The sequence below is a fragment of the Massilia cellulosiltytica genome, assembly GCF_047325105.1.
Lineage (GTDB): Bacteria > Pseudomonadota > Gammaproteobacteria > Burkholderiales > Burkholderiaceae_D > Telluria > Telluria orientalis.
This window is the reverse complement of the sequence record NZ_CP168562.1, coordinates 4,651,985-4,664,002: the sequence shown is the minus strand read 5'-3', so window position 1 is coordinate 4,664,002 and position 12,018 is coordinate 4,651,985. Positions and strand designations below refer to the sequence as shown.

The window sequence follows — 12,018 nt, the reverse complement described above, 5'->3', positions numbered from 1 at the left end:
CATCAGTTTGTCACAGAAACTCTAGTTTCCGCAAACAAATTGTCACAAGCGGGACCGCGTAGCGCGAAGGTGTGGTAGGGCCAAAACAGATCGCGATGCGATCCAGGCAAGGATGAATCGAATGGCTAGCCGATTCAATAATCCGAGGCCGAGCCCGCGCCGGCGCCGCAGCACCGTCATGCGGCGCAGGGCGGCATCCGCGGGGGCGTGCAACGCATACACGATGCGGTTATTGCCCGCGACCTTGTCGAACCAGCAGGTGTGGCCGGCGAACACGGTATCCAGCGCGTCCATCACGTCCGGGTAGCGCGGATCGTACGTGAAGACATTGGCCACGAGCACGCCGCCGGGCCGCAGCGCGCGCCGGCAGTCCGTATAAAAGGGCGTGTCGGCCAGCCTGGGCGGCAGCCCGCGCGCGTCGAAGCCATCGACCAGAAGTACATCGGCCGAGCCGGGATGCGCGGCCAGCCACTCGGCCGCGTCGGCATGGACGACCGCGAAGCGCGCGCTGTCGGGCGGCACGTGGAAGGCGTCGCGCAGGGCGATCACGTCGGCGCGGAGTTCGATGACGGTGATGTGCGCGTCGGGAAAATGGCGGTGGCAGAACTTGGCCAGCGAGCCGCCGCCGAGCCCGACCATCACGATGCGGATGGGAGCCGGCGCGAACAGGACAAAACCCATCATGGCGCGCAAATAGGCCAGCACGAGGGCGTCGGGCCGGGCCAGCAGCATCTCGCTCTGGATGTCGCCGGGGACGAATTCGAGCGTCCGGCGGCCCCGGTGCGTACGTACGAGCGGCGGGGTGGGGCTGTTGTGAGGCATGCCGCCAAGTATAGGTGAACTTGTTGCGGTCGATAGGTTTCTGATAAGCTGGCCGTTGCAGCCCACGCGGAGACCTCATGTTCCTGGACCACCCCACCATTACCGCCACCAACAGCCAGACCGAACCGGACCGCATCGAGCGCCTGGATCGCGTCTATGGATATGCGATGGCGCTGGCGGACGTGGACGGCAACCCGGGTTTCGTCGAAAAGCTGACCCAGATCCACGACCATAAAGGGACCCTGATCGTGTTCTGGCACGAACCGCCCACCGAGGCCGAACGGGAGTACTGGACGCGTGCCTGGTCCAGCCGCGTCGGCGACGGCACGACCGCGGTCGTGCACGAATGCTGAGGTGACGATGGATGCCACCACGATGGTCCTGGCACTGGCACTCGGCAACCTGGCCCTGTGCGCCACCCTGTTTTTCTTCGAACAATCCGGCCATGCCGGCCGTCCGGCCGTACCGACGTGGGGCTGGTCGCGCCTGTACCAGGGCGCCGGCTGGCTGCTGCTGGCCATCGGCGCGGCGGGCGTCGTGCCGGAAGGCCTCGCGCTGCCCATCGCCTACGTCCTCGTGTTCGCCGGCGTGGCCTGGGAATCCGGCGCGGCATGGGAACGCGCCGGCCGGCTGCGCTGGCGCCGCGCCACGCTCCCCGCGCTGGGACTGGCCGTCGCCGCCTTCCTGCTGTGCTGGCTGATCGACCCGATCGGCCTGCGCGCCGTGGCCGCGTCGCTGGTCCTCGGCGGCTTTTATTTGTCGCTCGCGGCGGCGCTGGCGCGCGGCTGGGCGGCCGCATCGATGCTGCAGCGCTTCCTCGCGCTGGCGACGACCGTGCTGGCCGTCGTCGTCGGCGCGCGCGGCGCGCTCGTGCTGCTGGCGCCCGCGGGCTGGGGCTGGATGACGAGCGACATCCTGCGCCAGCTGCACTCGGGCGCCCTGTATCTGCTGGCCCTCGTCGGCGGCTTCGGCTGGCTGCTGCTGGGCCGCGAGCGCGAACAGGCCGAGCTGGCGCGCCTGGAAATCAACGACCCGCTCACCGACGTGCCGAACCGGCGCGGCTTCTTCCAGGCCCTGGCCCCATGGATGGCGCTGGCGCGCCGGCCCGGCCAGCCGACCGCCCTCGTCGTGTTCGACCTCGACCAGTTTAAACGCATCAACGACGGCTACGGCCACCCGGCCGGCGACGTCGTGCTCGCGCACCTGATCAATACGTGCAAGCGCCAGTTGCGCGACAGCGACCTGCTGGGCCGCCTGGTGGGCGTGGAATTCGCGATCCTGCTGCCGCGCACGAACCTGGACGATGCGGCGATGGTCGCCGAGCGCATGCGCGCCGCGATCGAAGCGGAGCGCGTCAAGACGGAGCGCGCGATGATTTCATTGACGGCCAGCTTCGGCGTCACGACGATCCGCCCCGACGACAGCACCGTCACCTTGCTGGCCCGCGCCGACGAGGCGTTGCGGGTGGCCAAGAAGGCGGGGCGCAACCGGGTCGAAGTGGCGGCAGCCGTACTGGCGCCGGTGGAAGAAGAATGAACGCCCCCGCGCCGGGGCGCGTACGAACACCCGTGTCCGCCATGGCGCCTTGGGCGCGCATGGCTTATGATGATGTGATCAACGATGCTCCTGTCATCGATCCGTCATCCAGCCCCGCTATCGTGGCGCCGTTTTCGACTTCGGAGTCTGCATGAGCACCACACCTCCCATTCACGCCGCACTCGTCCTTGGCTCGGACAGTTTCCGCCTGCTCGTCGGCGTCGTCGAGGACGGCGCGCTGCGTCCCCTCGACAGTTTCCATGCGCCGCTGCGCCTGGCCGCCGCGCTGGACGCGCAGGGCTGCCTGAGCCCCGAGGCGATGGACAGCGCCTTCGACTGCCTGCGCACGATCCGCGCGCGCCTGTCCGACCATGCGCTGGCCGCCGTGCGCGTGGTCGCCACGTCGACCCTGCGCATGGCCCGCAACAGCCACCTGTTCCTGCCGGCCGCGCAGCAGCTGCTCGGCCATCCGGTGCACGTGCTGACCGGCGAGCAGGAGGCCGTCCTGACCTATCTCGGCGTGGCCGACGGCGCGACGCACGAGCCGGACACGCGCACGCTGGTGCTGGGCATCGGCGGCGGCTCGACCCAGCTCGCGCTGGGCACCGGACGCCACGTGCAGAAGGTGGCGTCGCTGGGCCTGGGCACATCGCGCCTGGCGCTCACGTTCTTCAGCGGCGGACGCATCGACGCGGTGTCGTTCGCGGCCGCGATCGCATCCACGCGCGCCAAGCTGGGCGACGAGACGCCCGCGTTCGGCCCCGGCCGCCGCGATCGGGCGTGCGGCGCCTCCGGCACCATCCACACCCTGGCGCGGCTGCTGGCCGACAACGACCTGGCCGGTCCCATCACGCGCACCCGGCTCGAGTCGCTCGCGTCACGCGCGCTCGACCAGGGCGGCGGCGGGGCAGCGCTGGCCGGCCTCGGTCACCTGCGCCTGCGCGACGTGACGGCCGCGCTGGCCATCCTGCTGGGCCTCATGGAAGAGCTGGAGATCGAGGAGCTGGAGGTGCCGAAGACCGGGCTGCGCGCCGGCGTGCTGGCCGAGTTGCGCCACGGCCGCGCCGCGCTGGCGGCTTGACGGTCCACGTAGGTTTTGTCGGCAAGGTCTGGCATACTGTTGTCTGTTTTTAATCATTATTGCCGCTGCCGCCCTACCTACGCCATGCTGCGCTTCCTTCGCCACGGATCGATCGCCTGCTGTTTGCTCGCCGGCGCGCCGTCGTTCGCGGCGGGCACCGTGTCGCTGTGCTTCGAGCGCCAGGAAGTGCTGCCGTGGCGCACCCTGGACGGCGGCGGCCTGAATTTCGAGCTGCTGGCCGAAGTGGCGCGGCGCCTCGGGCTCACGCTCGATTACCAGAGCATGCCCTGGAAGCGCTGTCTCGCGCAGGTCAAGGCGAACCAGGTCAACGGCGCCTTCGCCGTCAGCTTCAGCCGCGAGCGCCTGGCGCTCGGCGCGTATCCCGGCGTGAAAGGCGGCGATGGCGAGGCCGATCCGGCCCGGCGCATGCACGTCGACCGCTACGTCCTGGTGCGGCGCAAGGGCGGCAAGGTCGACTGGGACGGCAAGCGTTTCGCCAACGTGGACGGCCGCATCGGCTTCCAGCTCGGCTACTCCATCGGCGACTTCCTGCGTGCCCGGAACGTGACCGTGGACGAGGGCAGCCAGCAGGCCGACGAACTGGTGCAGAAGATGCTGGCCGGCCGCCTCGTGGCGGCGGCCCTCGGCGGCGGCGACGCGATGCGGCTGATGCGGTCGGCGTACGCCTCGCAGATCGAAATGCTGCCCGTGCCGCTGATCGAAAAGCCGTACTACCTGCTGCTGTCGCACGCCTTCGTCGCGCAGCAGCCGGACCTCGCGGAACGCATCTGGAAGACGATCGAGGACGTGCGCACGAGCCCCGCCTACCGCCGCCGCGAGCGCGAGCTGACCGGCCATCCGGGAGGCGGTCATTAATCCGCTGGCGTCCACCGGCGCGCGCCGCCCGGGGGGACTCGTACGGGGCCTCGTCGACAGCTGGCGCCAGAACATCGTGTTCCGGCTCGGCGCCGGCATCGTGCTGGCGGTGGCGCTGTCGACGACGGTGTACACGACCTGGGTGATGCATTCGCTGCACCGCGAAGCGAGCGCGCGGCTGGGGGAACGGGTCGAACGCCAGGCCAACGTGGTGTCGCACGCGCTGGCGCGGCCGCTGTTCGACATCAACAGCGCGGCCGTGTCCTCGGTCGTCGATGCGCTGGGCGGCACGCCGGAAGTGATCATGTTGCGCGTGCTGGCGCCGAACGGCATGGTGCTCGCGTCGCTCGGCTCCGGCGCGGACGAGGAGGGCGCCGAACGGGTGCAGCAGAAGGTCGTCTACCACGACGGCAACCGCGAATACCTGGTCGGCTCGATCGACCTGGCGATCTCGCGCCGCCAGATCGACGCCGACCTGCGTCGCCAGATCATCCAGACCGTGCTGGGCAACCTGATCCTCACCCTGGCCATCACCCTGTGCGTGCTGCTGATCGGCCGCCGCATGACGCAGCCGTTCGCCGACATCCAGGAAGCGCTGGAAAAGCTGGCGCGCGGCGAGACCGACATCCACTTGTCCGGCATCGGCCGGCGCGACCAGATCGGCCGCCTGTCCTCGGCCGTGCGCAGCTTCCGCGACACGTTGAACCGGCTGCGCCGCGCCGAGCAGGTGACGAACGGCCTGCTGCGCGAAAAGAGCGTGATCGAACAGCAGCTGCGCGACCTGAACGAAGACCTCGAACAGAAGATCGCCGCGCGCACGCGCGAGCTGCTGGACTCGATGCGCATGGCGCAGGGCAGCCAGGCCAAGCTGCAGGCCATCGTCGACACCGCGCTGGATGCCGTCGTGCGCATGGACCGCCAGGGCCGCATCGTCGGCTGGAACGCGCAGGCGGAAAAGATGTTCGGCTGGAAGGGCGAAGAGGTGCTGGGCCGCGACCTCTCGGATTGCATCGTGCCGGAGCGCCACCGCGCCGCGCACCGCAACGGCCTCGCGCGCTACGAGCGCAGCGGCGTGGGCGGGGTGCTGGACAGCCGCATCGAGACGTACGCCCTGCGCCGCGACGGCGTGGAGTTTCCGATCGAGCTGGCCATCACGCGCGTCCAGCTGGCCACGAGCGACGACTACGAATTCTGCTCGTTCATCCGCGACATCTCCGAGCGGCGCGAGCGCGAGCAGTCGCTCGTCGCGGCCAACGTGCGCGCGGAGGCGGCCAACGTCGCCAAGTCGGAATTCCTGGCCAACATGAGCCACGAGATCCGCACGCCGATGAGCGCGATCATCGGCATGGCCTATCTGGCCTTGCGCACGGAGCTCTCGCCCAAGCAGCAGGACTACGTCGGCAAGATCCACCGCGCCGCGCTGTCGCTGCTGGGGATCATCAACGACATCCTCGACTTTTCCAAGATCGAGGCGGGCAAGCTGGACGTCGAGCACATCCCGTTCTGCCTGGACGACGTGCTCGCGAACGTGGCCAGCGTGACGAGCCAGAAGGCGGCCGACAAGCACCTGGAATACCTGTTCCACGTGCCGCACGCGATCCCGCGCATGCTCGTGGGCGACCCGCTGCGCCTGGGCCAGGTCCTCATCAACCTCGTCAACAACGCGGTGAAATTCACGCCGGCGGGCGAGCTGGAACTGTCGTGCATGCGGCTCGACGATCCGGCCGCGGACCGCTTCCGCGACGGCTATGCCACCTTGCGGTTCGCCGTGCGCGACACGGGCATCGGCATGAGCGAACAGCAGCAGGCGAAACTGTTCCGCGCATTCAGCCAGGCCAACGGCAGCACGACGCGCGAGTACGGCGGGACGGGCCTGGGCCTGTCGATCTCGCAGCAGCTGGTCGGCCTGATGGGCGGGCGCATCGTCGTCGCGAGCAGCCCGGGCAAGGGCTCGACGTTCCACTTCGACCTCGACTTCCCGCTGTCCGGCGAGCCGGAACGCGTGGCGGTCGCGCCGCCGGAACTGGACGGCGCGCGCCTGCTGCTCGTCGACGATTCCGACGTCGCGCGCGAGATCATGAGCGAAGCGCTGCAGACGTTGCCGCTGCGCGTGGATCTCGCCGCCAGCGGCGCCGAGGCGGAAAGCGCGCTGCTCGCGGCCGATGCGGCGGGCGACCCTTACCGCGTCGTGCTGACGGACTGGCAGATGCCGGGCATGAACGGCATCGAACTGGCGCGCCGCATCGCCGGCAACCCGGCGCTGCGCCATCCGCCGTCCACCGTGCTGGTGACCGCGTTCGGCCGCGAGGAAGTGCAGAAAGAAGCGGAAGCGGCGGGCATTCGCGGTTTCCTGTGCAAGCCGATCGGCCAGTCGGCCCTCGTCGACACGCTCGTCGCCCTGTTCGCGCCGCCGCGCGCGCCAAACGCGCACAGCAGGAGGAATGGGAAATTCGGGGCGCCGGGCGATCACGCGGCGCGCGTGCTGCTGGTCGAGGACAACCAGGTCAACCAGGAGATCGCGCTGGAACTGCTGCAGGCGCAGAACATCGCGGTGGACGTCGCCGCCACCGGCAACGAGGCGCTCGACATGCTGTACGACGGCGGCCCGCAGGCCTACGACCTCGTGCTGATGGACCTCGAGATGCCGCAGCTGGACGGCCACGCGGCCACCGTCGAACTGCGCAAGGATGCGCGCTTCGACAAGCTGCCGATCGTCGCCATGACGGCGCACGCGCTGGCCGAGATCCGCGAGCGCTGCCTGCGCGAGGGCATGCAGGACTACATCACCAAGCCCGTCGAGCCGGAGAAGCTGTACACCACGCTGGCGCGCTGGATCGGCCAGGCCGTGCCGCCGCCGCTGTCGGCCGGCGGCGCCGTCGTGGCGGACGGTCCCACGCTGCCCGGCCTGTCGACCGTGTCCGGCATCGACTCCGCGTACGGCCTGCGCCACGTGGCCGGCAACGTCGCGCTGTACGTGCAGCTGCTGGACCGCTTCCGCGCCACCCAGCGCGACGCGGGCGCCCAGATCCGCGCGGACTACCAGGCGCGCCGCCTGCGCCAGGCGGCCGCGCGGGCGCACACCTTGCGCGGCGTGGCCGGCAACATCGGCGCGCGCGAGCTGCAGACCCTGGCGCAGTCGGTGGAAGAGGGCCTCGGACTGGCGGCGCCCGACCGCGGCCGCCTCGCGGCCGGCGTGCGCGCGCTGGAAGCGGCCGTCGACGCGACCATGGAGTCGCTCGACCGCTATTTTGCCCGCGCCGCCATCGCACCGCCGCCGCCGGCGCCGCCGTCGGTCGCCACGGATGCGGACGATGCCGCGCTCGACGCCGTGGCCCAGCTCGACCAGCTGCTGGCCGAGTACTCGGGCGATGCCATTGACTACTTCGAGACGGTGCGCGCGCGCCTGGCCGGCGTGCTCGACGCCGAGCACATGGCGCGGCTGGAGCAGCACCTGTCCCGTTACGAATTCGAAGAGGCGCGCCAGCAGTTGCCCGCCGCAACCCGCCCCGATACCGCGGAAACCTGATGAACATTGTCACCACCGAAAAGACGAGCACGAGCAACAAGGACAAGCCGACGATCCTGATCGTCGACGACACGCCCGACAACATCATGCTGTTGTCGCGCCTGCTCAAGGACCGCTACAACACGAAGGTCGCCAACAACGGCAGCCTGGCGCTGCAGATCGCGCAGTCGACGCCCGGCCTGGACCTGATCCTGCTCGACGTGATGATGCCCGGCCTGGACGGCTACGAGACGTGCCGCCAGCTGAAAGCGAACCCCGTCACGGCCGACATCCCCGTGATCTTCCTGACCGCGAAGAACCAGGTCGAGGACGAGGCGATGGGCCTGTCGCTGGGCGCCGTCGACTACATCGCCAAGCCGATCAGCCCCCCGATCCTGTTCGCCCGCGTGGCCACGCAACTGACGCTGGCGGGCGCGCGCCGCCAGCTGCAGGCGCACAACGAGAACCTGGAAAAGCTCGTGCAGGACCGCACGGCGCAGCTGGCGCTAATGCAGGAAGCGATCATCATGGCCATGGGCACCCTGGCCGAGACGCGCGACAACGCGGCCGTGAGCCTCGGCGACCATCACATCCGCCGCACGCAGCACTACGTGCGCGCGCTGGCGCGGCACCTGCAGCACCATCCGCGCTTCGCGGCCGACCTCACCGACGAGAACATCGAGCTCCTGTACCGCTCCGTGCCGCTGCACGACATCGGCAAGGTCGGCATCCCCGACCGCATCCTGCTGAAACCCGGTATCCTCGACCGCGAGGAGTTCGAGGTCATGAAGCTGCACGCCGTGTACGGGCGCGACACCATCATGCTCGTCGAGAAGCACATCGGCGGGACCAACGGCTTCCTGATGTTCGCACGCGAGATCGCCCACTCGCACCAGGAGAAGTGGGACGGTTCCGGCTATCCGGACCGCCTGGCGGGCGAACAGATCCCGCTGTCGGCGCGCCTGATGGCCGTGGCCGACGTGTACGACGCGCTGATCTCGCGCCGCGTGTACAAACCCGCGTTCACGCACCAGCAGGCGCTGGACGTGATGCGCAAGGGGCGCGGCACGCATTTCGATCCGGACGTGCTGGATGCGTTCTTCGAAATCGAAGGGCAGTTCGCGGCGATCGCGGAGGAGTTCCGCGACGCGGAGCCGGACGTCTGATCTTCCGGAAAACGGCTAAATGATATATATTGTTTGGCTTGTTTGAAGATGGAGGTCCCATGGCGAGGACAACGGCGGCGAAAACGCCCGTAAAGACAGCTGCGAAGCCCGCGGCGAAGAAGGCGGTGGCGACGAAAGCCGCGCCGGCGAAGAAGGTGGCGGCGGTGAAGAAGGCGGCTGTTGCGCCGGCCAGGACGGTGCGCGCGAAGGCCGCGCCCACGCCGGCTACGGGGGCGCGCGAGGCGGCGCGCGCGATCGCGGCGCCTGTCAAATCCGCGCGTGCCAAGGCCGCGCCTGCACCGGCCGTGCGGCCGCACCTCGTGCGCGACAGCTTCACCATGCCGGAGCAGGAATACGCCGTGCTCGCCACTGTCAAGCGGGCCTGCCTGAAGGCCGGCTTCGAAGTCAAGAAGAGCGAGCTGCTGCGCATGGGCGTGGCGCTGCTCGGCCAGCTGGACACGGCGTCGCTGCGCGCCGTGCTGGACAGCCTGCCCCAGCTCAAGACCGGCCGCCCGCCCGGCGAGTGAACCGCATTCAGTGATGGGTCGGCGGCGGCTCCGTGCGCGCTTCCGCCGTCAGCTCCTTCAGCTCGCGGATCGGGATATTCGACTTCTCGTGCATCCGCAGCAGGATCGTGGCGCCGACGTTCAGCTTGCGGTGCCGGATCTTGCTGATGATGGGCGGCTGTACCTCCAGGACGCGGCACAGTTCTGCGTCGTTCTTCAGCTGCATTCGTTGAATTAATGTGTCGAGCAATTTGTTCGGAACAAAACTCGACGGCTCCATGGCCCGGGCGCGCTGCATCGCCTCGAGCAACTCTTGTTTTTTCTGCCGTACGCTCATGAACTCCTCCGCATTGGGGTTATGTTCAAGACAGATCGACTGTTTTGGAGAGTTGCGGGCTCCGTCCGCCTCATGCCCTGCCCGAACGGAATCCAGCCCGACCGATTTATTGATGACTTATGCCTGGTGGGTTTGTTGGAATGCTACTACGGAGTTGACAATTATGACGCACTGTTCATGACTAAAACGCCATAAGATGCGTCTTTCTTGCAGGAACTTACGCTAATTTCAGTCCGGCGCGGGTCAAGACGAAGGTCCGGTCGGCCAGGGCGGCCGCCGCGTGGGAGTGGGTGACCATGATGGCGCCGGCGCCGCTGGCCTTGATCTCGGTGCGCAGCAGGTGCAGGATGCCGTCGGCCGTGTCGGGGTCGAGGTTGCCGGTGGGCTCGTCTGCCAGCAGCAGGGCTGGGCGGTGCACGAGCGCGCGCGCGATGGCCACCCGCTGCAGCTCGCCGCCGGACAACTGGCGCGGGAAATCGGCGCCGCGTCCCCCGAGGCCGACCGCGTCGAGCATCTGCGTGGCGCGGGCGGCGTCGGGGCGGCCATTGAGCAGCAGCGGCAGCGCGACGTTCTGCAGCAGCGTCAGGTGCGGCAGCACGTGGAACGCCTGGAAGATAAACCCCATGCGCGTACGGCGCAGCCGGGTGGCGGCATCGTCGTCGAGCGCCGACAGCGGCGTCCCATCGACGCGAACCTCGCCGCTATCGGGCGCGTCGAGTCCGGCAATCAGGTTCAGCAAGGTGGACTTGCCGACGCCCGACTCCCCCATGATCGCGACGAACTCGCCAGGTTCGAACCGGTGCGACAACGCCGCGAGCACGGCGCGGCCGCCATAGGATTTGCTGAGATTGACGAGTTCGAGCATGGAACGCCGATTGACAAAACCACTACTCTAGCACGCCCCCCAATTCGGGGTCAGAGCACATTATTCGCAAGATTCGGGGTCAGAGCACATTTTTGGCCAATTGATCTTTGGATAATGACCTGTCTGCCCTGGTCTGAAACGGCTTGGTCGGGACGGCCGACGGCGCCGAAACGCGGCATTTTGCGCCAGATCAAATCGTGCTCTGACCCCAAATTTGCCGAAAAATGTGCTCTGACCCCGAATTCTTGGAGGGTAAGGGCGTGCGTGCGGAATCGCGGAATCGCGTATCATGGCCGGAACGGCAACATTCCAGCCGGCCGCACGGTGCGGCCGCACCACCGAGGACACCCGATGCTGAACACCACATCGCCCGCAGTGCCCGTAGTAAACAACGATGGATTGCACATACCCGCCGAGCTGGCAGAGAGCCTGAGCGCGCGCCAGGCCTGGATCTCGCCCAAGTTCCTGTACGACCCCCTGGGGTCGAAGCTGTTCGAGGCGATCTGCGAATTGCCGGAGTACTACCCCACGCGGACGGAAGCCGGCATCTTCGACCTGCACGGGCCCGAGATCGCGCGTACGGTCGGCACCGGTGCCACGTTGATCGACCTGGGCGCCGGCAATTGCGCCAAGGCGGCGAACCTGTTCCCGCTGCTGCAGCCGCGCCAGTACGTTCCCGTCGACATCTCGGCCGAATTCCTGCTCGATGCCGTCGAGCGCCTGCGCCAGCGCTTCCGCCACATCGAGATGCGCCCGCTCGGCATGGATTTCTCGGGCAGCCTCGAACTGCCCGACAGCGTGCGCGAGGAGCGCCGCCTGTTCTTTTATCCCGGCTCGTCGATCGGCAATTTCACGCCCGACGAGGCGCGCGATTTCCTGCAGCGCGTGCATGCGCAGTGCGGGCGCGACGGTGGACTCCTCATAGGCATAGACCTCGCCAAGGAGCACGCCGTGCTGGACGCCGCCTACGACGACGCGCTGGGCGTGACGGCCGCGTTCAACCTCAACGTGCTGCGCCACGTGAACCGCCTGCTGGGCGCCGACTTCGACATCCGCCAGTGGCGCCACCGCGGCTTCTACAACCCGGCCCAGGGCCGCGTCGAGATGCACCTGGAAGCGCAGACCGTGCAGCAGGTGACGTGGCGCGGCGGCAGCCGCCGGTTCGCGGCGGGCGAGTGGATCCACACGGAGAACAGCTACAAATACCGCCAGAGCGACGCCGTCGGCCTGCTGGCCCAGGCGGGCTTCGCGGCCGCGCGCGTGTGGACGGATCCGAAACAGTGGTTCGCCGTGATCTACGCGCGCGCACTGTCGCATTGAAGGA

General features: G+C 68.4%; 11 protein-coding genes. 8 read left to right on the top strand and 3 right to left on the bottom strand.

Going from position 1 to position 12,018, the window contains the following annotated elements:
* Nucleotides 1–42 precede the first annotated feature (42 nt).
* A complete protein-coding gene (locus ACEN9H_RS20260) occupies nt 43–822 on the bottom strand; it encodes a fused MFS/spermidine synthase (RefSeq protein WP_413671856.1) in 780 nt (259 codons plus the stop codon).
* A 77-nt stretch (nt 823–899) separates the two neighbouring features.
* On the opposite strand from ACEN9H_RS20260, the gene ACEN9H_RS20255 reads away from it, so the two are divergent.
* The 7 genes from ACEN9H_RS20255 to ACEN9H_RS20225 all read left to right on the top strand — a co-directional run bounded on the left by ACEN9H_RS20255 (nt 900) and on the right by ACEN9H_RS20225 (nt 9,513).
* A complete protein-coding gene (locus tag ACEN9H_RS20255; RefSeq protein ID WP_371762526.1) occupies nt 900–1,175 on the top strand; it encodes a hypothetical protein in 276 nt (91 codons plus the stop codon).
* Nucleotides 1,176–1,182: 7 nt separating this feature from the next.
* Nucleotides 1,183–2,358, top strand: a complete 1,176-nt coding sequence (locus ACEN9H_RS20250; RefSeq protein WP_413671855.1) for a GGDEF domain-containing protein — start codon at nt 1,183–1,185, stop codon at nt 2,356–2,358.
* A gap of 151 nt (nt 2,359–2,509) precedes the next feature.
* Entirely contained in the window at nt 2,510–3,439 is a 930-nt protein-coding gene (locus tag ACEN9H_RS20245) for a hypothetical protein (protein WP_413671854.1), read from the top strand.
* 84 nt (nt 3,440–3,523) lie between these two features.
* Nucleotides 3,524–4,315, top strand: coding sequence for a substrate-binding periplasmic protein (locus tag ACEN9H_RS20240; protein ID WP_413671853.1), 792 nt, complete (start codon nt 3,524–3,526; stop codon nt 4,313–4,315).
* Nucleotides 4,316–4,391: 76 nt separating this feature from the next.
* Nucleotides 4,392–7,841, top strand: coding sequence for a response regulator (locus ACEN9H_RS20235; protein WP_413671852.1), 3,450 nt, complete (start codon nt 4,392–4,394; stop codon nt 7,839–7,841).
* Entirely contained in the window at nt 7,841–8,986 is a 1,146-nt protein-coding gene (locus ACEN9H_RS20230) for a two-component system response regulator (RefSeq protein WP_413671851.1), read from the top strand. Before ACEN9H_RS20235 ends, ACEN9H_RS20230 begins: the two co-directional genes overlap by 1 nt.
* A gap of 59 nt (nt 8,987–9,045) precedes the next feature.
* Nucleotides 9,046–9,513, top strand: coding sequence for a hypothetical protein (locus ACEN9H_RS20225; RefSeq protein ID WP_413671850.1), 468 nt, complete (start codon nt 9,046–9,048; stop codon nt 9,511–9,513).
* Nucleotides 9,514–9,520: 7 nt separating this feature from the next.
* Here ACEN9H_RS20225 and ACEN9H_RS20220 read toward each other — a convergent pair whose 3' ends face one another.
* Together ACEN9H_RS20220 and ACEN9H_RS20215 are read right to left on the bottom strand one after the other, a co-directional pair.
* Nucleotides 9,521–9,829, bottom strand: coding sequence for a hypothetical protein (locus ACEN9H_RS20220; protein ID WP_056127852.1), 309 nt, complete (start codon nt 9,827–9,829; stop codon nt 9,521–9,523).
* Between the two features lie 217 nt (nt 9,830–10,046).
* Nucleotides 10,047–10,694: an ABC transporter ATP-binding protein gene (locus tag ACEN9H_RS20215; RefSeq protein WP_413671849.1), complete on the bottom strand. Its 648-nt coding sequence runs from the start codon at nt 10,692–10,694 to the stop codon at nt 10,047–10,049.
* Between the two features lie 351 nt (nt 10,695–11,045).
* Between ACEN9H_RS20215 and egtD the strand changes: the two genes are divergently transcribed.
* Nucleotides 11,046–12,014 (top strand): L-histidine N(alpha)-methyltransferase, encoded by a 969-nt coding sequence (egtD, locus tag ACEN9H_RS20210; RefSeq protein ID WP_413671848.1) that lies wholly within the window; start codon nt 11,046–11,048, stop codon nt 12,012–12,014.
* Nucleotides 12,015–12,018 lie beyond the last annotated feature (4 nt).

Coding starts and splice junctions, on each gene's coding strand:
- ACEN9H_RS20260 (WP_413671856.1), bottom strand. CDS start 822: ATGCCTCACAACAGCCCCACCCCGCCGCTCGTACGTACGCACCGGGGC.
- ACEN9H_RS20255 (WP_371762526.1), top strand. CDS start 900: ATGTTCCTGGACCACCCCACCATTACCGCCACCAACAGCCAGACCGAA.
- ACEN9H_RS20250 (WP_413671855.1), top strand. CDS start 1,183: ATGGATGCCACCACGATGGTCCTGGCACTGGCACTCGGCAACCTGGCC.
- ACEN9H_RS20245 (WP_413671854.1), top strand. CDS start 2,510: ATGAGCACCACACCTCCCATTCACGCCGCACTCGTCCTTGGCTCGGAC.
- ACEN9H_RS20240 (WP_413671853.1), top strand. CDS start 3,524: ATGCTGCGCTTCCTTCGCCACGGATCGATCGCCTGCTGTTTGCTCGCC.
- ACEN9H_RS20230 (WP_413671851.1), top strand. CDS start 7,841: ATGAACATTGTCACCACCGAAAAGACGAGCACGAGCAACAAGGACAAG.
- ACEN9H_RS20225 (WP_413671850.1), top strand. CDS start 9,046: ATGGCGAGGACAACGGCGGCGAAAACGCCCGTAAAGACAGCTGCGAAG.
- ACEN9H_RS20220 (WP_056127852.1), bottom strand. CDS start 9,829: ATGAGCGTACGGCAGAAAAAACAAGAGTTGCTCGAGGCGATGCAGCGC.
- ACEN9H_RS20215 (WP_413671849.1), bottom strand. CDS start 10,694: ATGCTCGAACTCGTCAATCTCAGCAAATCCTATGGCGGCCGCGCCGTG.
- egtD (WP_413671848.1), top strand. CDS start 11,046: ATGCTGAACACCACATCGCCCGCAGTGCCCGTAGTAAACAACGATGGA.